This is a genomic window from Streptomyces sp. HD, assembly GCF_028369295.1.
Lineage (GTDB): Bacteria > Actinomycetota > Actinomycetes > Streptomycetales > Streptomycetaceae > Streptomyces.
Genome location: NZ_JAQMYP010000031.1, coordinates 75,568 through 97,060 on the forward strand (window position 1 = coordinate 75,568; position 21,493 = coordinate 97,060).

The 21,493-nt window shown below is 70.2% G+C and carries 25 protein-coding genes; 19 read left to right on the plus strand and 6 right to left on the minus strand.

The annotated features are described in order from the left end of the window. Positions 1-70: 70 nt before the first annotated feature. On the plus strand, positions 71-436 hold the full coding sequence (locus POF73_RS27945) for a DUF2399 domain-containing protein (RefSeq protein ID WP_272120907.1): 366 nt from the start codon (positions 71-73) through the stop codon (positions 434-436). Between the two features lie 350 nt (positions 437-786). Then, a complete protein-coding gene (locus POF73_RS27950) occupies positions 787-1,842 on the plus strand; it encodes a fatty acid desaturase family protein (protein WP_272120974.1) in 1,056 nt (351 codons plus the stop codon). A gap of 183 nt (positions 1,843-2,025) precedes the next feature. On the opposite strand, the gene POF73_RS27955 is transcribed toward POF73_RS27950, so the two are convergent. The 5 genes from POF73_RS27955 to POF73_RS27975 all read right to left on the minus strand — a co-directional run bounded on the left by POF73_RS27955 (position 2,026) and on the right by POF73_RS27975 (position 3,950). Then, entirely contained in the window at positions 2,026-2,460 is a 435-nt protein-coding gene (locus POF73_RS27955) for a hypothetical protein (protein ID WP_272120909.1), read from the minus strand. After that, positions 2,460-3,077: a hypothetical protein gene (locus POF73_RS27960; protein ID WP_272120911.1), complete on the minus strand. Its 618-nt coding sequence runs from the start codon at positions 3,075-3,077 to the stop codon at positions 2,460-2,462. The genes POF73_RS27955 and POF73_RS27960 overlap by 1 nt, the downstream gene beginning before the upstream one ends. A 130-nt stretch (positions 3,078-3,207) precedes the next feature. Further along, complete coding sequence (locus POF73_RS27965; RefSeq protein WP_097267141.1) at positions 3,208-3,381, minus strand: CsbD family protein; 174 nt, start codon at positions 3,379-3,381, stop codon at positions 3,208-3,210. A 92-nt stretch (positions 3,382-3,473) separates the two neighbouring features. Further along, on the minus strand, positions 3,474-3,623 hold the full coding sequence (locus POF73_RS27970; protein WP_115905775.1) for a hydrophobic protein: 150 nt from the start codon (positions 3,621-3,623) through the stop codon (positions 3,474-3,476). Between the two features lie 117 nt (positions 3,624-3,740). Then, positions 3,741-3,950 carry a hypothetical protein gene (locus POF73_RS27975; RefSeq protein WP_272120917.1) on the minus strand — a complete coding sequence of 70 codons (210 nt, stop codon included), beginning with the start codon at positions 3,948-3,950 and terminating at the stop codon, positions 3,741-3,743. 740 nt (positions 3,951-4,690) lie between these two features. On the opposite strand from POF73_RS27975, the gene POF73_RS27980 reads away from it, so the two are divergent. Both POF73_RS27980 and POF73_RS27985 read left to right on the plus strand, forming a co-directional pair. Next, positions 4,691-5,083, plus strand: a complete 393-nt coding sequence (locus POF73_RS27980; protein WP_272120919.1) for an ANTAR domain-containing protein — start codon at positions 4,691-4,693, stop codon at positions 5,081-5,083. Between the two features lie 9 nt (positions 5,084-5,092). Further along, positions 5,093-5,449: a PRC-barrel domain-containing protein gene (locus POF73_RS27985; RefSeq protein WP_272120921.1), complete on the plus strand. Its 357-nt coding sequence runs from the start codon at positions 5,093-5,095 to the stop codon at positions 5,447-5,449. Positions 5,450-5,868: 419 nt separating this feature from the next. On the opposite strand, the gene POF73_RS27990 is transcribed toward POF73_RS27985, so the two are convergent. After that, positions 5,869-6,363, minus strand: coding sequence for an Asp23/Gls24 family envelope stress response protein (locus POF73_RS27990; protein ID WP_272120923.1), 495 nt, complete (start codon positions 6,361-6,363; stop codon positions 5,869-5,871). Positions 6,364-6,808: 445 nt separating this feature from the next. Here POF73_RS27990 and POF73_RS27995 point away from each other — a divergent pair, with 445 nt between their 5' ends. The 15 genes from POF73_RS27995 to xdhC all read left to right on the plus strand — a co-directional run bounded on the left by POF73_RS27995 (position 6,809) and on the right by xdhC (position 21,183). Further along, the gene (locus POF73_RS27995; RefSeq protein ID WP_272120925.1) at positions 6,809-7,231 is read left to right on the plus strand and encodes an STAS domain-containing protein; all 423 of its coding nucleotides are present in this window, start codon (positions 6,809-6,811) and stop codon (positions 7,229-7,231) included. 56 nt (positions 7,232-7,287) lie between these two features. After that, a complete protein-coding gene (locus POF73_RS28000; protein WP_272120927.1) occupies positions 7,288-7,899 on the plus strand; it encodes a hypothetical protein in 612 nt (203 codons plus the stop codon). Continuing rightward, positions 7,889-8,635 (plus strand): ANTAR domain-containing protein, encoded by a 747-nt coding sequence (locus POF73_RS28005; RefSeq protein WP_272120929.1) that lies wholly within the window; start codon positions 7,889-7,891, stop codon positions 8,633-8,635. The genes POF73_RS28000 and POF73_RS28005 overlap by 11 nt, the downstream gene beginning before the upstream one ends. A gap of 79 nt (positions 8,636-8,714) precedes the next feature. Continuing rightward, positions 8,715-9,431, plus strand: a complete 717-nt coding sequence (locus tag POF73_RS28010; RefSeq protein ID WP_272120931.1) for a GAF and ANTAR domain-containing protein — start codon at positions 8,715-8,717, stop codon at positions 9,429-9,431. A 765-nt stretch (positions 9,432-10,196) separates the two neighbouring features. Then, complete coding sequence (locus POF73_RS28015; protein WP_272120933.1) at positions 10,197-10,841, plus strand: hypothetical protein; 645 nt, start codon at positions 10,197-10,199, stop codon at positions 10,839-10,841. A gap of 84 nt (positions 10,842-10,925) precedes the next feature. Then, positions 10,926-12,356, plus strand: a complete 1,431-nt coding sequence (locus POF73_RS28020) for a PP2C family protein-serine/threonine phosphatase (RefSeq protein WP_272120935.1) — start codon at positions 10,926-10,928, stop codon at positions 12,354-12,356. Between the two features lie 250 nt (positions 12,357-12,606). Further along, positions 12,607-13,047: a hypothetical protein gene (locus POF73_RS28025; protein ID WP_272120937.1), complete on the plus strand. Its 441-nt coding sequence runs from the start codon at positions 12,607-12,609 to the stop codon at positions 13,045-13,047. Positions 13,048-13,052: 5 nt separating this feature from the next. Next, positions 13,053-13,322, plus strand: coding sequence for a hypothetical protein (locus tag POF73_RS28030; RefSeq protein WP_272120939.1), 270 nt, complete (start codon positions 13,053-13,055; stop codon positions 13,320-13,322). Between the two features lie 18 nt (positions 13,323-13,340). Further along, positions 13,341-13,829 carry a DUF5994 family protein gene (locus POF73_RS28035; protein ID WP_272120941.1) on the plus strand — a complete coding sequence of 163 codons (489 nt, stop codon included), beginning with the start codon at positions 13,341-13,343 and terminating at the stop codon, positions 13,827-13,829. Between the two features lie 141 nt (positions 13,830-13,970). After that, positions 13,971-14,981 carry an SPFH domain-containing protein gene (locus tag POF73_RS28040; RefSeq protein ID WP_272120943.1) on the plus strand — a complete coding sequence of 337 codons (1,011 nt, stop codon included), beginning with the start codon at positions 13,971-13,973 and terminating at the stop codon, positions 14,979-14,981. Between the two features lie 28 nt (positions 14,982-15,009). Then, entirely contained in the window at positions 15,010-15,450 is a 441-nt protein-coding gene (locus tag POF73_RS28045; protein ID WP_272120978.1) for a hypothetical protein, read from the plus strand. After that, entirely contained in the window at positions 15,428-15,724 is a 297-nt protein-coding gene (locus POF73_RS28050) for a BTAD domain-containing putative transcriptional regulator (RefSeq protein ID WP_334313628.1), read from the plus strand. Before POF73_RS28045 ends, POF73_RS28050 begins: the two co-directional genes overlap by 23 nt. A 734-nt stretch (positions 15,725-16,458) precedes the next feature. Next, on the plus strand, positions 16,459-17,946 hold the full coding sequence (locus tag POF73_RS28055) for a xanthine dehydrogenase small subunit (protein WP_272120945.1): 1,488 nt from the start codon (positions 16,459-16,461) through the stop codon (positions 17,944-17,946). Further along, positions 17,943-20,372, plus strand: coding sequence for a xanthine dehydrogenase molybdopterin binding subunit (gene xdhB, locus POF73_RS28060; protein WP_272120947.1), 2,430 nt, complete (start codon positions 17,943-17,945; stop codon positions 20,370-20,372). The genes POF73_RS28055 and xdhB overlap by 4 nt, the downstream gene beginning before the upstream one ends. 1 nt (position 20,373) lies before the next feature. After that, entirely contained in the window at positions 20,374-21,183 is an 810-nt protein-coding gene (xdhC, locus tag POF73_RS28065) for a xanthine dehydrogenase accessory protein XdhC (protein WP_272120949.1), read from the plus strand. Positions 21,184-21,493 lie beyond the last annotated feature (310 nt).

Genomic DNA, 21,493 nt, shown 5'->3' on the forward strand with positions numbered 1-21,493 from the left:
CCTGGGGTTTCTTGCTGTTCATGCTGTCCGGTCCGGGCGAGGGCAGAGATGTCGACCTGCGCGGCCGTAAATGCGTAGGTCAAGCGTCTGCACCGAGCGCGTCCCGTCCGCCGCCCCCTGTCACAGACTGCTCGGCGACGCCGTACGCGCGAGAGCCCGGTTGCACTGGCGCACCGGCTTCGGCTGGGGACGGCCTGCGTGTCACCGCGGACGCCATGGCCCGCCCAGATGCCGTCCCTGGCGGATGACTGCCGCCGACTGCACGGCCGAACTCGGGAAGGGCGAGTCCACACCGCCGGCGGGAGCGCCCGTGGCCGGCCCCTGGGACCCCGAACTGGCCTCTGTCATGGAGGAGTCGGGCAGAACGGTCATGGAGAAACGTCTCCTGTCCGCGCTTCTGTCCGACCTCACCCGTACCCGACCCGGCGAGTCCTGACCGTGGTTGGCCGTAGGCGCACTGTCGGCCGACCTGGAAGCGGCACTAGGCTGGCCGACGAGGCCCGAGCCCCCGGCAGCAGCTCAGTCGCTCTGCTCCAGGGAGGCGCGCCGTGCACGCAGGTCTCGACACCAGCGATGCGCGCGCCTCGGTTCGGCGTCGGGGCGTCGGGCGCACCGTAACGAGATCCTTCTGTCGGCCGGTCGGCGGCCTGCGATGAACGCCACCATGCGTCCGCCGACGACAACCCGGGCCACCGGCTTGTGGACCTGTTCCCTCCTGCAGGTCGTGTACGCGACCCGAGTACCGGCGAACTTCACGCCCAGCCACGCAAGGAGTCCCCTGTGACCGTGACCGCGACCGCTCCCGAGGCCACTCTCGGCGACGAGTTCGGCAAGGAACTCGACCGCATACGTGCCGAGGTCATCGCCGCGCGCGGCGCCGACGACGCGCGCTACATCCGTACGGTGATCGCCGTGCAGCGCGGCCTGGAGGCGGGAGGCCGGGGCGCCCTCGCCGTCTCGCTGTTCCCGCCCGCCTGGGTGGCGGGCACCGCCCTGCTCTCCCTCGCCAAGATCCTGGAGAACATGGAGCTGGGCCACAACATCCTGCACGGCCAGTGGGACTGGATGGGAGACCCGGCGATCCACTCGACGACCTGGGAGTGGGACTTCCTCACCCCCGCCGAGGCCTGGAAGCACACCCACAACCACCTGCACCACACCTGGACCAACGTCGTGGACCGCGACCGCGACCTCGGGTACGTCGCCTTCCGGATGAGCGCCGACCAGGCCTGGCATCCACGCCATCTCGCCCAGCCGTTCTACAACTTCCTGCTCGCGCCCCTCTTCGAATGGGGCATCGCGCTGTACGACCTGGAACCGGATGTCGTCGTCGCCGGCCGCAAGCCGTGGCGCTCCTTCCTCAACGACGTGCGCGGGTTTCTCGCCAAGGCGACCCGCCAACTCGCCAAGGACTACGTGTTCTTCCCGCTGCTGGCCGGGCCCTCCGCGCTGCCGTGTCTGCTCGGGAACCTCACCGCCAACACGGTGCGCAACCTGTGGACCCACACCATCATCTTCTGCGGGCATTTCCCCGGTGACGTCCAGACGTTCACCGAGGAGCACATCGAGGGCGAGACCCGCGGTGAGTGGTACCTGCGTCAGGTCCAGGGCTCCGCCAACATCGAAGGCGGCCCGCTCTTCCACGTCCTCAGCGGCAATCTCGGCCACCAGATCGAGCACCATGCCTTCCCGGATCTGCCCAGCAACCGCTACGCCGAGATCGCCCCGCACATGCGTGCTCTCTGCGAGAAGCACGACATCCCGTACATCACCGGACCGTTGTGGCGGCAGTACGGCTCCACCTGGGGACGCATCCTGCGTTTCGCCGTACCGACCGGATGAACTTCCCGGACGGAACCGGTATGTCGTCGTGCCCGTCGTGCCGAACCCCGTTGCCGACCGTGACCGCGACGCGGGCGACCGGTCGGATTCCCCTGATCGCAGGAGACGGCCGTCGCAGTCCGACCGGTGTGAGGTACGCACCGTTTTCCTGCGGCGGCTGTCCTTCTTGCGGGGAGGACGCTGTCACTGACCGGCAGGCACCGACATGTGCAGCAGCCGTTCGGTGATCTCCCTGTACTGCCTCAGGGCGAGCCGTAGTTCCTCGGTCTGCACGTCGGCGTCCGGGTCCTGCCAGCCTGTGCGCAGGACGCGCCGTCGTTCCGCGAGGGTGTCGGCGAACCGGGTGGTGACCTCGTCGAGGACGGCGTCGGCCTCCTCCACCGCTTGGCGCGGCCCGTCGACGAAGGTGGCCAGGGCCTGCTGGAGGCGCAGGGCCAGCTTGTCCCGGTCGCCCTGCGGGATCAGGGCCGGGCCGGGCGTGCGATCGGGGCCGCCGGCGCCGGTGCCGGGCTCACGCGGTGCGTGAGCGGAATCGGTGCGGGGCGCCTGCGGGGCGAGCTGGGTCGGATCCGGGCTCCCAGGCTGGGACTGCGGTGCGCGTTCGGGGTCGTGGGACATCAGGTGCTGCTTCCCTTCGCGTGGCGTCGGGTCAGTGGCCACGGCGCTTTGCCTTGGCCGTCGGGGGCGGAGGGCCGGGGCGGGTTGGCCGGCTGCCCGGTCACCAGTGCTTCGAAGAGGCTTCGGGATTCGACCATCGCCTCCCGCATGTCCTCGGTGCCGCTCGGCCCGTGGGCCGCCGTGTGCATGCTGCGGTAGCCCTGGACGTGGGGGGCGTGGTGGACGGAGAGGGCGGCGATCTGGTCCTCGAACCGCTCGCCGTCGGGGAAGCCGCGGTCCCTTGCCAGGCGTGCCAGCAGTGTGTCCGCCTCGGTGACGGCCTGCTGCGGTGATTCGACGAACTGCTCCTGGATGGCTGCCCATCGCGCCCTGTAGCGCTCGCGGGCCGCGGGCGACAGCGCCTGCTGCGTGAGGGAGCCGTGCTCCTCCACACGCTTGCCGAGTTCCTGTTCGGCGGCCTTGGTGTCGCCGTCGTGGTCGGCGACCGCGCGGGCGTACTCGGGTCCGAAGCGGCGCTTCAGTCCCTGCCCGCCACCGCCTCGGGTTCGTCCACGTCCCGTGTAGAGGAGGATGGCCAGGCCGATGACGGCCACGGCGATGATCACCAAGATGATCATGGCTGCCTTCTCCGGCTCTCGGTTCGCACGCTGGTCTGCTTCATTGCCGTCGATTCCTGTCGGCTTGTCGGGCGTTCGGGCCGGCCGGGTGGTGTCCGCCCGACGTGGGCACCACCCGGGGCGTTGGTGGTCAGGGCCTGAAGGCGTCCTTGGCCTTGTCGCCGGACTGCTTCAGGTTTCCGGAGACCCGGTCGGTCCTGCCTTCGCGCTGCAGTCGCCTGTTGCGGGTGGTCCGGCCGATGCGTTCGGTGACCCGGCCCTTGAACGCCTGTGTTTTGTGTTTGATGGTCTGTCCGACACTCATGGCCGGCCTCCTGCTTGTCTGGTGAGTGGGTTCCGCGTGTGATCGCCGTACAGGCCGTTGTCCCTGCGGGCAGGGTCGAACTCCGGAACGGACTACCGGCGGCGGCCACCGCCGCGCCCGCGCATCGCGAAGCCGGCGATCCAGACGACCAGCAGGACGGCGGCGACCCACCACAGGATCTGCATCGCGAAGCCGAACCCGAAGACCACCAGGATCAGCAGAAGGAGAAGAATCCAGATCATCGCCGGGCCTCCAGATCGCGGGGATTTCCTTGATTCCGCGGGGTCCGGGCGAAGTGGGAAGGTGGAATGCCGCGCCCCGACGTTCCGGAGTGGCATGGCCCTACACCGTGCTGTCAGTCAACGCCCGGCAACCTCCCCTGTCAACGTGGTGTCGACACGGGCGAGTTCTGGGAGCTGCGCCGGGGCCGCCGGGGTGAGCGGAGCCTCGGCGGGGGATTCGGCCGGCTCGGTCGACGGCGGCAGGATGTGGTCCTCCCACCACGAAAGGGCCATCACGGCGATGAGCAGGACGAAGGGGGTCGAAGCGGGAACGATCAGCGCGTACATGTGTACCGCCTGGTAGGGGATGCGCGCGACGCGGCGGGCAGCAGTTCGATGCCCGCTTGAGGCGCATCGGGGCTTCGCCGGGATCTCGTCACGACGGGCGTGTGCGGGAACGGCCGGGCTCGTGACGCGGCGGGTTCCGGGACCGATGCGCAGGGTGCGCCCACTGGGGAGCGCGTTGGCGGTGCGACGCTGCCGGGGGCCGGGGCGGCATGTCGCACGCTAGCCCTCGCCGCAGTTCCCCGCCAGGTGTCAAGCAGCCATTCATGCCGCACAAGACGCGCTGACGTCGCACGGTACCCGCAACCGTGGGGCAGGACTACGCTGTGGGGTGAGGCCCCAGTCCCCGGTATCGATGCTGTGTCCCGCTCCCGGGGAGGCCCACTGGGTTCGTCCTGCACCTCATCCTCATCGCCGTTCTGTTCGGCTTCGGCTTCCTCCATCCCAACTGGTGGGTGGCTGCGGCCGTGTTGGTCTTCGGCGCGACCCGCCGCGGCCGCGATCGTGGCGGAGGCCGAAGCCGTGGCGGTTCCGATGTCGGGGACCATCGGCAACCCCGGGACTACCAGGAGCGCCGGGATCGCCAGGACCGTCGCTACAGCCGCCAGCACCGGGCGCGCTGGCGGAGTGAGGACCGTCGGGACCATGACCACCACAGGTGACCCGTGGAGTGGGCGGGCAGCCACGGTCCGGGACGGCTCCGACCAGACCGGAGACGTCGAACTCGTGAAGAGGTACATGCCATGCGACGCACAACCGTGCTCCAAGAGGACTGGTGGAAACTGCGGGCCGAGGCCATGTGGGGGAGCGCATCGGCGGGGCAGGACCTCGTCGCACTGCGCGCCGAGAACGATCAGCTGCGGCGGTCGCTGGCCGGCCGTGCGGTCATCGACCAGGCCCGCGGAATGGTGATGGTCCTGACCCCCTGCAGCCGCGGGGCGGCCAGGAACCTGCTGGTCGACGTCTCGCGGCAGTGCGACACCAGACTTCCGGAGGTGGCCGCGGCCGTGGTCGCCGCCTGGGAGGGCAAGCCGCTCCCGGAGCGGATGCAGCGTGCGCTGCGGGGTGAACTGCGGCGGTTTCACGCGGAGGACCGAGGGCGCGACTCGTCATCGGCCGATGAGTCGTCCAGGTAGGGAGAGACCATGATCCACGCAGCCGACGTCCGAGAATGGCGCAACCGCGATGTCGTCGACTCCGAGTCGCACAAGATCGGTGTCCTGGAGGCGGTCTATGTGGACACCACCACCGATGAGCCGGCCATGGCCACGGTACGGACCGGACTGCGCACCCGGCACCGTCTGGTCTTCGTCCCTCTCGACGACGCGATCGCCGGGCCGGACTATCTCAGGGTCGGCTATGTCAGAATGCTGGTGAAGCAGGCTCCTTCGATCGGCACCGACGACGTGCTGCCCGCCGAGCAGGAGGAAGCGGTCTTCAAGCACTACGGACTTCGCTACCAGCCCGGTGCGGCCGGCGAACGGCAACTGGCGCGCCGCTGACCGCCCTCGGACGGGAGGGCTGCCGTGTTCGCCGGGCCCGGCATCTTCGATGGCTGCCGTCCGTTTCGACCCGGACGGGACCAGAGGCGTGGTCGCGACGCTCCGCTGCTTCCCGCAGCCCCCCCGGCGCCGGCCCCCTTCCGCCGACGAGCAAGCGCGCAGGGCACCGGTGCGGGACGGGCCGCCCGTGGTCCGCCCCTTCGATGCCCACGTACCGGGACCTGTGCGCGGCGTTGGCTGTCCGTGACATGCGGACGGCGCTGAACCGCCACCCACGGCCCCCAGCCCCGTCGTGCTGAGCCGACCGCGTCCGTTCGACGTGTCCCGGGTCCGACGACTCGGGTCGCCGGGAACCGACCGTCCGACAGCATCCGGAGACTGCCCCGGGCAGCCGCGCCCGCGTCTGCCCGGGCAAGGCCCTAATGCACCCGGTCCTCGGGGGTCTCCTGCGTGTCCTCGTCCGGCAGGTGCACGTCGTTGACCGCGATGTTCACCTCGACGACCTCCAGGCCCGTCATCCGTTCCACCGCCGCGATCACGTTCTCACGGACCTCTGCGGCGAGGTCGGTGATGCTCACCCCGTATGCGACGACGACCTGGAGATCGATGGCGGTCTGCTTCTCACCGACCTCGACCTTGACGCCGCGCCCCGCGCTCGGATGACCGCCCGGGACCCGGTCGCGCATCGCGCCCATGGTGCGGGTGAATCCGCCGCCCAGCGCGTGGATTCCCGGGACCTCCCGTGCGGCGATGCCGGCGATCTTCTCCACCACTCCGTCGGCGATGGTCGTCCGGCCGCGGGTCCCCGGCTGTTCCCGGAGCCCGGGGCGTGCGGATTGCATTGCCGTGCCCAGGCCGGTGCGGGGCTCCCCCGGGCCGGGTTCGGGCAGGGTCGAACCGTTCGGTTCCGTCATGCGAAGCCACCTCCTCAGGTGGTGCACTGACTGACGTGCCCGGCGGCCGTCGGCCACCGCGTTTCGCGCCGCTTGACCAGTACCGCGCTACGCGTCGGACATGCCCGCGTACGGCGTCACATCGCGGCCACGGTCCAGGCGCTGGGACCAGGCGGGTCAGCGGACCCCACCGGACCGCGCCGGGGACTATGCTGCTGTACGGACGTCCCAGACCCCGGCGGCTTGTCGTTGCTCGACACATAGTGCGCGGGGAGCGGACTCTTGGTCCGTCACCCGGCGCATCCCAGGAGGGAACGGGTGGGCCTCTTTCCTGTCGCACAGGCGGTCGGACCTGCCTACGCTCCGATTCCGCCGAACGTACGCCCCCGCCGGGAGCGCGCCAGGTGGTGCCGGATATCCGGCACGGCCGGGCCCGCTGCCGGATGATCTTCCGAACCGAGGCGTCATGCCCCTTCCACAGCTCTCCGTGTATCGCCATGACAGAAGGAAACGGGCGCTGATCACCCTGGCCGGTGAGATCGATCTCGAATCCACACCGTTGGTGCGCGCATCCCTGGAGCAGTGCTTGCGGGACGGCATCCGCGCCATCGACGTCGACCTCACCCCTGTCAGTTTCTGTGACTGCAGCGGCCTCAACGCCTTCCTGCACGCTGCGCAGCAGACCACCGTGGCCGGCGGGACCCTGCGACTGCACCACCCACCGCCGATGCTCGTCGTCATAGTCGGCCTCACCGGTTGCGGTTTCCTGCTCCTCGGTCCTCCGTACGACCCGCCACCTCCTTCCGGCGACTCCCCGGCTGTGCCGGCTCCAGCCCTGCCGCACGGATCTGTCCCGCCTGCGCCTGTTCTCTCGGGCGATGTGCGATGACGGCCGGACCCAGGCGGGGACAGCCACGGAAGCCGGGGAACGGCGAGGCCTCCGCCGTGGCTCCGGTGCGACTGCGCCGGCTGAACCGTCGGCTGGTGGAGGGCCTGCGTGAGGATCTGGCGGGGCTGTATGTGGAGTCCCGCGTGCCGACAGCGGGTGATGCGTACTGCCGTCCCGGCCGCCAGGACTTCCTGAACCGTCTCACCGCGGACATGGGCCGGCCGGGATTCGCCATGGTGATCGCCGAGTCGGACGGCCTGATGGGATGCGCCTTCGGATTCCCGGTGCGCGGCGACGGCTCGTGGTGGCTCGGCTTCGACGGAGTATTGCCGCGCGGCGTCGGGCAACTCACCGTGTCCGGCAACGTCTTCGCGTTCGGTGACATCCTGATCCGGCCGCACCCGCAGGACCGGGAACTCGCCCATCGTGTGCAGGAGCGGCTGCTGACCGACCACCAGGCAACGCTCGGCGCCACCCTGGTGGACGGGGCCGATCACCCGGCTCTCGCCGCGCTCCGCTCCTGGGGATGGCTGGATGTCGGAGAGCTGCGCAGGCCACTGGGCGTCACCACGTTCCGCGCGCTGGTGTTTCCCCTCGGGGAACGCACCACGGCGACGCTGGAGGGCCTTGTCACCATGACGGGAGGCGGTGGCCCGGGTGGGCGCTGAGAGCCGGTCGGTCCGCATTCGGATGCTGGTGGCCGAGCAGGCGGCCGGACGCGGTGCCCGGGTCGGTGTGGTGGACGTGTGCACCGCGGCCGTGGCCGCGCTGCCGGTCGGCGGGGCCGGGCTGTCGGCGATGTCCGGGACCGCGCCGAGCCATCCGTTGTGCAGCACCGACACCGTCAGCGAGCAACTGGAAGAGCTCCAGCTCACGCTGGGCGAGGGGCCCTGCGTGGACGCCTTTGTACGCGGCTCGGCCGTCCTGACACCCGATCTGCTCACCCGTGGCCTGCAGGACCGCTGGATGGTGTTCGCCGATGCGGCCCTGGAAGCCGGGGCCCGCGCGGTCTTCGCGCTTCCTCTGCAGATGGGCGCGATCAGCCCGGGAGTTCTGGACCTGTACGCCAACATTCCGACCGTACTGGACACGGAGGAACTGGCGGACGCGCTGGCGTTCGCCGATCTCGCGACTCTGGTGCTGCTGGACGCGCGCATCGACGAGACGGGCGGGCCGCGCGGTGGCCCCGTCGAGGACCTGGGCGCGTACCGGGCGGAGATCGACCAGGCCAGCGGGATGCTCACGGTTCAGCTCGGAGTCGGCATCGAAGAAGCCTTCGTCCGGCTCCGCGCCTACGCCTTTGCGCAGGGACGCCGGCTCGCCGACGTGGCCGCCGACGTGGTGGCCGGACGGCTTCGTTTCACCCCGGACGCGGAGCCGGACCAGGCGGGGGAGGACAACTGACGCATTGGTGCCGGCCGAGGAACGTGCCGTACTTCCCGCCCCTTCCCGGCGGGACCAGTCTCAATCGAGGGTGCCCACGATGGATCAACAGCTTCTGGCCAAGACCTTCGTCGAGCTGGCCGACAATCTGGTCGCCGACTTCGACCTCATCGATTTCCTGCGCCTGCTGACCGACCGCTGTGTCGGCATGCTCGACGCGAGCGCCGCCGGGGTACTGCTCGCCGACCGGGACGGCAAACTCCGCGTCATGGCCGCCTCCGACGAACAGGTGCGTGTGCTGGAGCTCTTCCAGCTGCAAAACGACCAAGGCCCCTGCCTTGAGTGTTTCCGCACCGGCGCGCCGGTGATCATCCCCGACCTGACCCGGGAGGTCGACCGCTGGCCGCGCTTCGTCACGGCGGCCCACAGCAGTGGATTCGGGGCAGTCCAGGCCCTGCCCATGCGTCTGCGGGAGGAGACCGTGGGCGCCCTGAACCTCTTCCGCGCCGCGCCCGGACCCTTCGACCCGGCCGCCACCCTCGTGGCCCAGGCACTGGCCGACGTCGCCACCATCAGCCTGCTGCAACAACGCACCGCGCAGCGCAGCACCGTGCTGAACGAACAGTTGCAGACGGCGCTGAACAGCCGGGTACTGATCGAACAGGCCAAGGGGAAACTCGCCGAACGCCAGGGCATCGACATGGAGCAGGCGTTCAGCGCGCTGCGCCGCTACGCCCGCGCCCACAACCGCCGCCTGGCCGACGTGGCCCGCGCCTTCATCGACGGCTCCGAACCCCTTGCCGGGCTGGGGTCCTGACCCACTTCGCGCCGCAGCCGACGCGCATCGGCACGCCGCTCCTGCACCGGGGACCGTGGGCCGGACGGCCGCCGCCGCACGACGGCGGCGGCCGTCCGGAGCGCGAGGAACGGGAGGCCCCCCTCCGCCATGTCCTCGCGCGTTGCCCTCCGCGGCGGCGGGACTGATGGGAACACCCCGTCTGGAAAATGCCGAGAGGACTTGGGCTGGAGCCGCGCTGTCCGGCGATGCGGCTCCGGCCGGGCCTGGTTTCCGACTCGGGGGCTGGGAGCCTGGACGGGGAGACCTGCTGCTACCTGACACGGCCGCAGTCCGGTCTTCCCTGCGCGCAGCCTAGAGCAGATTCAGGAGCGGCGGAACAGGGCCTGACGTAGGTGTGCTCGTCTCGGGTCAACGCCGGTCGGATACGCCGTGTCGCGTCGAGCACCGGGTCGATTCCGCTCTCCTCAGGCGAGCGGCAGCCACGGTGGGAGTGCCGGTTCCTTGACTGTGGCCGCGGGAACCCTTCGCCACAGGCTTGTACAGCCGAGGCTGATGGCCGGCACCTGCGGCACGCCCGGCCGAAGGGATGGCGCCATGACCTGAACGCCCCGGCGGGTCGGCCGGTCCGCCGCCCGGGCCGCAGTTGCCCCATGCCCCCAACTGGCCCCGGCACGGCGCCGACTCGGGGCTATGCTGGTGAACAGACGTCCCGGACCCCGGCGCCGCACATCGGCCACGATGGCACTCCCGCCCATCTGCCGGTCTCCTGAACCGAGGCGCCCCATGCGTACTCCGCGGCAACCCCACGAACCCGAAGGCCCGAAGCCGTCCGCCATGGACACGGTGCGGCTGCGCCGGCTGAACCGCTGGCAGGCCGAGGGCCTGCGAGAGGACCTGGCGGATCTGTACGTGGAGTCCACCACCACCCCGCCGGGCGAGGAGTTCCACGGTCGGCAGGAGTTCCTGCGCCGTCTGGCGGACGGCGTGAAACTGCCGGGATTCGACATGCTGCTCGCCGAGGCCCGGTCCCTGACCGGCTGTGTCTTCGGAATCCCCGTGCCACGTGACGGCTCCTGGTGGCAGGGGTTCGACGGGCCGCTGCCCCAGAACCTGGAGCAACTGACCGCGTCCGGACACGTCTTCGCGATCCTCGAAACCGTCATCCATCCGCACCAGTACGCCCGCGGGCTCGCCCGCCGGCTCCAGGAGCGCCTGCTCGCCGACCACCAGGCTTCGCTCGGGGTCACCTTGCTGGACCAGTCCGACCGCCCGGCCCGTGCTGCCTTGGAGGCGTGGGGCTGGCAGGAGGTGGGCCAGGTCCACCGCGCCCCGACCGTCCTGTGCGTACTGCTTCTGTCCCTCGGAGAGCGCACGACGCAGCATCCGGACGGCCTCGCACACAACGACCGGACCCAACGGCCCGGATAGCCGCCTGCGCCGGCCGGGCGCGACGCGTGCGAAGCCGTGGACGTGCGACGTGGACGTGCGAAGACGTGGAGGCGTCGAGAAGCCATGGAGGAGCAGGTTGAGCTGTCTCCGGAGCAGGAGGGGCGGCGGATCGCCGCGGTGCGTCGTTACGACATCCTGGACACCCCGCCCGACGGTGCCTTCGACCGGATCGCCGCGCTGGCCGCCCGCCTGTTCGACGCTCCGGCCGCCACGGTGACGATCGTGGACACCGACCGGGTCTGGTTCAAGGCCGCGTACGGTCTGGCGGGGGTCACGCAGATCGGCCGGGACCCGGGGCTGTGCACCTCGGTGATCACCACGGGCAGTCCTCTGGTCGTCCCCGACACCCTCGACGACCCGGTCGCCCGCGCCCACTGTCTGGTGACCGGCCCGGCCCGGGTGCGCTTCTACGCCGCCGCCCCGATCACCACCCGCGACGGTCACCGCCTGGGCACCGTGGACGTCCTGGACACCAGGCCGCGCCGCATCACACCGGACCAGGCCACCGCCCTGACCGACCTGGCCGCGCTCGTGATGGACGAACTCGAACTGCGGCTGTCCGCCCTGCGCATGCTCCGTGCCGAGCGGGAACTGGTGGAGGTCGAGCGCTCGGCACGGGAGCGCGCCGAGCGGGACCGGTCGGAGATCGCCGCGTACGCCTCCACACTGCAGCGCACCCTGCTGCCCCCGGCACTGCCGGAAGTGCCGGGCCTGGAGGCCGCCTGCCACTACACCACCGCCTCGGTCCACGACGTCGGCGGCGACTTCTACGACGTCTTCCCGCTCGGCGCCGGGCGGTGGGCGTTCTTCCTCGGCGACGTCAGCGGCCGGGGCGCGCCCGCGGCCGCGCTCACCTCGCTGATCCGCTACACCCTGCGCACCACCGCCCTGTTGGAGCCGGATCCGTGTGCTGTACTGCGGGCGCTCAACACCGCCCTGCTGTCGGCATCGTCCGACGGCAGCGGCTTCTGCACGCTCGTCTTCGGCACCCTCGCTCCCGACCCCGCGGGCGGCTTCGCCCTCACCCTCGCCGGCGGCGGCCATCTCCCGGCCCACCACCTGCGGCCCGCCCGTCGCGACGGGCCCTCCCGGGCCGCAGCCCGGACCGAGCCGGTGAACCTGGCGGGAGGGATGCTTGTCGGCGCCCTGCCGCAGGCGGACTTCGTCTCCCGGGCCGTTCGACTCCTGCCCGGCGAGGCGCTCTTCCTCTACAGCAACGGACTCACCGAGGCGCGTACTTCCCGCGGCGCCCGGTTCGGCGAGAGCGGCCTGTCCTCCCACCTCACCCACCACGCCGCCACCAACCGGGCCCTCGGCGCCACCGCGATCATCAGCGACCTCACCGCGCTGCTGAACACCTTCCCCGCAGGACCCGCGGACGACGTCGCGCTCCTCGCCCTCAGCGCCACCTCCACGACGCCCGCCACCACACCCTCCGGTGCCTCGGGCACAGCACACACCAGCGTGCCGCTCCCACGCCCCGACAGCACTTGACCGGGCCGAACGGGCGAAGAGCCGACAGGCCGACCGCCGGGCGCGCCCGCCGTCATCTCCGGTCCGCCGTATGGAGGCGCCGCAGCGCCTGGCGCAGCTCCTGCCGTAGATCGCGTCCGTGGAACGGACCGCCGGAGGAGTAAGCTGGTGTTCACCGAGGGTATTTCGCGCACCGGCCCCCATGCTTGTGTCGTTTTCGGCGATTGACTTCACCGGGCCGGTCCGACCGGCCCGGAGCAGGGTTCGCATCATGACAGCGACCGTTTCGTACGCGCCGGCAACCGAACACCGGCCCTCTTCTCCGTCTTTCCGCATGCCGCCGGCTCTCGCCGGTTCGGTTCCGGCTCTGCTGGACGGCCCCTGGTGGTACCGCTCCTGTTACCCGCGGGTGGAACTTCCCCGGGCGACTGCCGTGCTCGACCCGCAGACGACTCGCGTCTCGGCCGCGTGGCTGATGGCCGCCGTGAGCGACCCGCTGCGCACGTCGGCCACGGGCCGGCTGATGGAGGAAGCGGCGCGTCTGCGCACCGTGACGGCGACCGACCGGGCCGTGGAGGCCGTCTGGGACGCCGAAGGAGGCCGTGAGGCCCTCGGTCCGACCTCCCGTCCACGGATCCCGGCAGTCACGGCTCCGGCACTCACCATTCCGGCAGTCGCCCCGCCGACACCGAATGCGGCAAAGGGCATGTGAGGGTCATGGAGACCTTCGTGGTCGTGATGGCGCTCCTGGCGATGGTCGCTGTGGGCGTGCTCCTGATCCATCTGCTCAACAACCAGCACGACGAGCGCATCGCCGCTTTTCACTACGGCCGCTCCCGGTCGGCTGTCCGGGGGGTGGCACCATCGGCCCCGCAGAGGCTTCGCGGTCGTGCCGGAACGAGTGGCGCCGGCGATCGCCGCGACCATCGCGACGGGGGACGCGGACGGCTCCGGCCACGGCGCCGGACCCGGACGGGCGAGAAGTGAGTCGCCATGCTCCCCGCCATGCATTCTGTGAAGCTTCTGGCAGACACCGGCGGTGAACCGGTGCTTCCCGGCACCGCGGTCCTGCGGATGGAGACGACAGCCAGGCGCACGGGGACGTTCGACGGCGCGTGGTGGCCGCGGACACGCGACCTCAAGAGCCAGCTGTCGGGTCTCCTCACCGAGCTGACGGCTCGCCTGGGCCCCATCGCCCGCGTGGGCCTCGACGCGAGCGACTGGGACGGGTCTCCGGGCCATCTGTTCGTCGACGGGCACATGGTGCGCATCGACTGGTCCGCCGTGGGCGACAACTCCATGATCGTCACCCGCGGCGACGAGGACCACTTCCTGTTCCTGGTGATCCCGCCGAGGGCCGGTATCGGCCCCGCGCACGCCGCGATGGTCATGGCCGTACAGGACGGCAACGCCGTCTCGGCCGACCGGATTCTGGCCGCCACCGGCATCACCCGGGCCGGCCGGAGCGACGTACCGCAGAGTTCGCCCGGCTGAGCCGGGCCGACGTAGCAGAGCCTCAACAGCAGCCCCGGACCCCGGCCGCGCCACGGACAACCGGCCGGGGTCCTCCCGTGCCGGGTGCTCCCCGGACCGCTCGGGTCCGGAGACGCCATCGACGTAAGGAATGTGAGAACCATGGGTGTTCTGATCACTGTGCTGGTGGTGTTCGCCGCGGCCGGGCTGGTCCTGCTCGCCCTGAGCCTGCGCAACGTCCAGCAGTACGAGAAGGGCGTGGTGTTCCGCTTCGGGCGGCTGCTGCCGGACATCCGCGGGCCCGGCCTGCGCGTCATCCGGCCGATCGGGGACCGGATGCGGAAGGTGTCCGTCCAGACCGAGGTGCTGGGCATCCCGCCGCAGGGGTCCATCACCGCCGACAACGTGACGCTCACCGTCGACGCGGTCGTCTACTTCCGGGTCATCGACCCGGTCAAGGCCCTGGTGAACGTCCGCAATTACCCCAGCGCCGTCTCCCAGATCGCCCAGACCTCGCTGCGCGCGGTCATCGGCAGGGCGGATCTGGACACGCTCCTCTCCGACCGCGACCACATCAACGCGGAGCTCAAGAAGGTGATGGACGCCCCCACCGAGGAACCTTGGGGACTGCGCATCGAGCGGGTGGAGATCAAGGACATCGCCCTTCCGGCGTCGATGATGCGCTCCATGTCCAAGCAGGCCGAGGCCGAACGCGAGCGTCGTGCCCGGGTCATCGCCGCCGACGGTGAGTTCCAGGCTTCCCAGCGGCTGAGTGATGCAGCGGCGACCATGGCCGACACTCCGGGCGCTCTCCAACTGCGCCTGCTGCAGACCGTGGTGGACGTCTCGGCGGAGAAGAACAGCACCCTGGTCATGCCGTTCCCGGTGGAGATGCTCCGCTTCTTCGAGCACCAGAGCCGGGAGACCGACGGCGAATCCATCCACCGGAGCATCCCGCGTCCCGCGCTCCCCGAACGTCCGGAGGAATCCCAGGAACTCCCCGAACTGATCACCTCTGCCCCACCCACCGCGCCCGCCTTCCCTCTGAGCGGAGAACGGGTCGGCTCCCACGGAGATCGGACCGGCAGTCGCGCGGCAGTGGCGCGGGAACAGCGGGACAACTGGCCGACCCACGCGGACTCCGACTCCGAAGCGTCGCATGCCGGCGGCTGATCCCCGCCCGGTTCCGGGCAGTCGGCGGGTGAGCGCGAAGCTCCAAGGCGGCGAGTCGTCCACCATGGTCGCGGTGCGGTTGCGTCGGGTGAACCGTTGGCCGGCGCTGGACCGGGGAGGGGAACTGGCCGGTCTCTACGTGGACTCACGCGAGACGTCATCCCATGAGGCATACCGTCGTCCCATCCGCCGGCGTTTTCTGACCCGTCTGGCCTCTGGCATACGTCGGCCCGGGTTCGCCACGGTGATCGCGGAGACGGACGGTCTGGCGGGATGCGCCTTCGGATTCCCGCTCCGCAGTGATGGCGTCCGGCGGATCGGATGTGACGGAGTATTACCGCGCAGCATCGAGCAACTCATCGTGTTCGACGGCGTCTTCGCGATCACCGGCATTCTGGTCCGTCCGAAACCGCAGGACCAGGCGGCTCGACTGCGACGCCGACGAGGTGGACGCCACCCGGTTCCGTGACCTGGTGGACCGGGCCCGCAACGTCGCGGACCCGAGCAGCCGGGCCGTGCTGTTCACCGAGGCACTCGATGCGTGGCGCGGGCCCGCCTACGCAGACTTCGCCGACCGGGAGTTCGTTCGCGGGGCCGTGCAGCGTCTCACCGAGCAGCGGTTATCCGTACTGGGGGACGAGGACGGGCTGCGGGTCGTGCGCGGCGCGCTCCACGAACAGGACTGGGCGGCGCTCCTCGCCGCATTGAGCCGTGGCCTTGTACGCGAAGGCCGGCGGCTGTGAACTGTGCCAGCATGGTGTTGCCCACGAGTTCTGCGAGCCGGTTTGTCGCTGTGATCATGGGGCGGGGAGCGCAAGGGGAGCGCGGACGCCTGTGGACGGTGCAACACGGGGTGCGATCAGCGGGACCGCGACATGTGCTCTGATCTGCGGAGACGGGATCTGAGCCGATGACGTGGCACAGCCTGTCACGATCTCTGTCGCCCTCGTAATGCGAAGTCTCGGGTTCGAATCCCGAAGGCGGCTCCATCAAACCCCAGGTCGCATAGTCGATGACCTGGGATTTTCTGTTGCTCGGGGCATGGCGGGGCGCGCGGCCGCTCGTCGGTGGCCTCGGCGGTGTTCTTGCCGACTTGGGGCAGTCCGATCGGTTCTCGATCGAGATACCGAGGTCGACCCCTTGACCTCGGTGGCCTCGGCCACTAATTTGCGGTAGACGTCGACCCATAACGACCGAAAGGAGGCGACCAGCAGATGAACACCAGCTCTGATCTTGGTCGCCTCGCCCAGCGCACGGTCTGGGTTCCGGGTCGGATCGCGCACGGCTGCTGAGTACGCCGTTCTGATGTGCCCGTCCGTGGCACATTCCGGGTTTCCCGTCACCACCTTCCGGTACGTCGCTGTTGCGTGCCGTTTTGCGCCCGCTCCTCTCATGTGGCGCGCCTGAACACAGAAAGCTGCCTGAAATTGGCGAACATGATGAATCGACCTATCACGCACCGGAACGAAGGCCTGTCATGACAGAGGCGCGGATCACGGTCAACGGGAAAGAAACACCGATTTCACCGGCTGCGCCCCACACCACCGTGCTGGACTTTCTGCGCGAGCGTGGCCTCACAGGCACCAAGGAGGGCTGCGCCGAGGGTGAATGCGGCGCCTGTTCGGTCCTGGTGGCCCGTCCCGGGGTGAACAAGCCCACCGACTGGGTGGCGGTCAACGCCTGCCTGGTACCGGCCGCGGCGCTCGACGGTCAGGAGATCATCACCTCCGAAGGCCTCGCCACCGTCGGCGAACCCGGCACGCCGCCCACCCTGCACCCGGTGCAGGAGGAGATGGCGGTCCGCGGCGGCTCCCAGTGCGGCTACTGCACACCGGGATTCATCTGCAGCATGGCCTCCGAGTACTACCGGCCCGACCGCTGCGCGCACGCGGACGCGGGCTCGGGGGTGGACGCGGACGCGGCCGACAGTGCCGACCACGAGCACGGTCCGAACGGTTTCGACCTGCACGCGCTGAGCGGAAACCTGTGCCGCTGCACCGGCTATCGCCCGATTCGCGATGCCGCGTTCGCCGTTGGGGAACCCGCCGACGAGGACCCGTTGGCGCAGCGTCGCGAGCAGGCCCCGCCCGCACCGGTCGCCACCGAATACGCCCAGGACGACAGCACGTTCCTGCGTCAGAGCACCCTGGCCGAAACGCTGCAGCTGCTGCGCGAGCGGCCCGACGCGGTGGTGGTCGCCGGCTCCACGGACTATGGCGTCGAGGTGAACATCCGCTCCCGCCGGGAGGGTTGCGTGGTTGCCATCGACCGACTGCCCGAACTCCGGGAGCTGCGCGTCGAGTCCGACCACATCGAGATCGGGGCGGCGCTGACGCTCACCGAGATCGAGCGCCGCCTCGACGGCGACGTCCCACTCCTCGCAGAGCTGTTCCCGCAGTTCGCCTCCCGGCTCATCCGCAACAGCGGGACCCTCGGCGGCAACCTGGGTACCGGCTCGCCCATCGGTGACAGCCCGCCGGTGCTGCTCGCCCTTGAGGCGTCGTTGGTGCTCGCCGACGCCGACGGTGAGCGCGTGGTCCCGCTGGCGGAGTACTTCACCGGCTACCGGCAGAGCGTGCGCCGTACCGGCGAGCTGATCCGCTCGGTGCGCATCCCGCTGCCGCTGTCGCCGGTCGCGGCCTTCCACAAGATCGCCAAGCGGCGCTTCGACGACATCTCCAGCGTGGCGGTCGCCTTCGCGCTCGACATCGAGGACGGGATCGTCCGCAAGGCGCGCATCGGCCTGGGCGGCGTGGCCGCCACCCCGATCCGCGCGCTCGCCACCGAGGCGGCCCTGGAGGGCAAGCCGTGGTCGGCGGAGACGGTCGAGGCCGCGGCCCGGGTGCTGCGGGGTGAGGGCACGCCGATGGACGACCATCGCGCCAGCTCCCTCTACCGTTCCGCGATGCTCGGCCAGAGCCTCAAGAAGCTGCACGCACAGAACACCGAGGCGGTGTCGTCATGAGTCACCTGTCCGAGCGTCCCGAGAAGCCGGTCGTCGGCGTCGCCCTGCCGCACGAGAGTGCCTTCCAGCACGTCACCGGCACCGCGCTCTACACCGACGACCTGGTGCAGCGCACCAAGGACGTGCTGCACGCCTACCCGGTCCAGGTCATGAAGGCCCGCGGCCGGATCACCGCACTGCGCACCGAGCCCGCGCTCGCCGTGCCCGGCGTGGTCCGCGTGCTGACCGGTGCCGACGTGCCCGGCGTCAACGACGCCGGCATGAAGCACGACGAGCCGCTGTTCCCCGACGAGGTCATGTTCCACGGCCACGCGGTCGCCTGGGTACTCGGCGAGACCCTGGAGGCGGCCCGGCTCGGTGCGGCGGCCGTCGAGGTGGAACTCGACGAACTGCCCTCCTTGATCACGCTGCAGGACGCGATCGCGGCCGAGAGCTTCCACGGCGCCCGGCCGCTCATGACGCACGGCGACATCGACGCCGGCTTCGCCGACTCCGCGCACGTGTTCACCGGCGAGTTCCAGTTCTCCGGCCAGGAGCACTTCTACCTGGAGACGCACGCGGCCCTCGCCCAGGTCGACGAGAACGGGCAGATCTTCATCCAGAGCAGCACCCAGCACCCGTCGGAGACGCAGGAGATCGTCTCCCACGTGCTCGGCGTGCCCGCCCACGAGGTGACCGTGCAGTGTCTGCGGATGGGCGGCGGATTCGGCGGCAAGGAGATGCAGCCGCACGGGTTCGCGGCCATCGCCGCGCTCGGCGCCAAGCTGACCGGCCGGCCGGTCAGGTTCCGGTTCAACCGGACCCAGGACCTGACCATGTCCGGCAAGCGGCACGGGTTCAACGCCACCTGGAAGATCGGCTTCGACGCCGAGGGCCGTATCCAGGCCCTGGACGCCACCCTGACCGCGGACGGCGGCTGGAGTCTGGACCTGTCCGAGCCGGTCCTCGCCCGCGCGCTGTGCCACATCGACAACACCTACTGGATCCCCAACGCGCGCGTCGCCGGACGCATCGCCAAGACCAACACGGTCTCCAACACCGCCTTCCGCGGCTTCGGCGGACCGCAGGGCATGCTGGTGATCGAGGACATCCTGGGCCGCGTCGCGCCGAAGCTCGGCCTCGACCCCATGGAGCTGCGCGAGCGCAACTTCTACCGGCCGGGCCAGGGCCAGACGACGCCGTACGGGCAGCTCGTCACCCAGGCCGAACGGATCTCCACCGTCTGGCAGCAGGTGCGGGACGACGCCGGCATCGCCGACCGGGGGCGCGAGATCTCCGCCTTCAACGCCGCGCACCCGCACACCAAGCGGGCGCTCGCGATCACCGGCATCAAGTTCGGTATCTCGTTCAACCTCACCGCCTTCAACCAGGGCGGCGCGCTGGTGCTGATCTACAAGGACGGCTCCGTTCTGATCAACCACGGCGGCACCGAGATGGGCCAGGGCCTGCACACCAAGATGATGCAGGTGGCCGCGACCACGCTGGGCATCCCGCTGCACAAGGTGCGCCTCGCCCCGACGCGTACCGACAAGGTGCCCAACACCTCGGCCACCGCCGCCAGTTCCGGTGCGGACCTCAACGGTGGGGCGATCAAGAACGCCTGTGAGCAGCTGCGCGAGCGGCTGCTGCAGGTCGCCGCCACCCAGTTGGGGGCGAACGCCTCGGACGTGCGCATCGTCGAGGGCGTCGCGCGCGCCCTGGGCAGCGACAAGGAGCTGGCCTGGGACGACCTGGTGCACACCGCGTACTTCCAGCGGGTGCAGCTGTCGGCGGCCGGTTTCTACCGGACCGAGGGGCTGCACTGGGACGTGAAGTCGTTCCGCGGCACGCCGTTCAAGTACTTCGCCTACGGTGCCGCGGCGACCGAGGTGGAGGTCGACGGCTTCACCGGCGCGTACCGGATCCGGCGCGTGGACATCGTGCACGACGTCGGCGAGAGCCTCTCCCCGATGATCGACATCGGTCAGGTCGAGGGCGGTTTCGTGCAGGGCGCGGGCTGGCTGACGCTGGAGGACCTGCGCTGGGACACCGGTGACGGCCCGAACCGCGGCCGGCTCCTGACCCAGGCGGCGAGCACCTACAAGCTGCCGAGCTTCTCGGAGATGCCCGAGGAGTTCAACGTCAGGCTGCTGGAGAACGCCACCGAGGAGGGCGCGGTCTACGGCTCCAAGGCGGTGGGCGAGCCTCCGCTGATGCTGGCGTTCTCGGTGCGCGAGGCGCTGCGGCAGGCCGCCGCCGCGTTCGGGCCGAGCGGGGTCAGCGTCGATCTGGCCTCGCCCGCGACGCCGGAGGCGGTGTACTGGGCGATCGAGGAGGCTCGCCGGGGCGATGCCTCGCGGCTCGGTCATGTCGTGAACGGGGTTGCCGCGGGCGGCCACGTCGACGGCAGGATCAGCACCGACGCAGCAGCGCTGAGCGGTGCCTGACATGACGTGGATCGCCGCGGTCGCGCGGTTGCGGGCACGCCGGGAGCCCGGCGTGCTGGTGACCGTCGCGACCGTGCGCGGCCATGCCCCGCGTGACGCCGGTGCGAAGCTGGTCGTGGGGCAGAGTGCGACGTGGGGCTCGATCGGCGGTGGCAACGTCGAGGCCGTCGCGATCGACCGGGCCCGCGAGATGATCGCAGCGTCCAAGCCGGAGCCCGAGCTGATGGATTTCGCGTTGAACGACAAGGTGACCAACCAGCATGGTGTGCAGTGCTGCGGTGGCACGGTCCAGGTGCTGCTCGAACCGCTGCCGGTGGTACGGGCGGTGGCCATCTTCGGTGTCGGGCACGTCGGTCTTGAGCTGGCGCGCATCCTGGCGCGCCAGGACCTCGACCTCCATCTGATCGACAGCCGGGCCGACATGTTCACCGAGGAACGGCTCGACGTCCTCGCGGACGCGGTGGCGCAGGTGCACACGCATCACACGCCGCTGCTGCCCGAGGAGGTGCTGGAGGAGCTGCCGCGCGGCACCCACATCCTGATCATGACCCATGATCACGCCGAGGACGCCGCGCTGTGCGACGCCGCCTTGCGCACCCCCCATCTCGGCTCCATCGGGCTGATCGGGTCGGCGGCCAAGTGGGTGCGGTTCCGTAAACGTCTCGCCGACGAGGGCGGTCACGACGAAGCCACCATCGCTCGGATCAAGACCCCGATCGGGCTGGCCGACATCACCGGCAAGGAACCCGCGACGATTGCCGTGAGCGTCGCTGCCGATCTGCTGCGCACCCTCGAAACCGAGGAGAACTGACTCTCCGGCCGCTTTTCGCCCCTGTTACGGGCGGAAGGCGCTGGAGTTACCGAGTCCTGCCATTCATGCGAATCTACAAGAGGGGCCACCCGACCAGCAGACTCCTTCATGGTTTCGGTGACTGACCCTCAACGGGGCCCGGCGGGTGTACTGGGGCTGTTCCGCTTGAACAGCACGTGAACGAGTCACGGAAGGGACTTCAGCCCTCCGGCTCGAAACGAACGGCGCCGACACGAATGAAGAGAGCCATCGTGAGCACATGGTCGGCGTCCAGCCGCGCTGATATCCGCGGGTGTCGCCGACCGAGCTG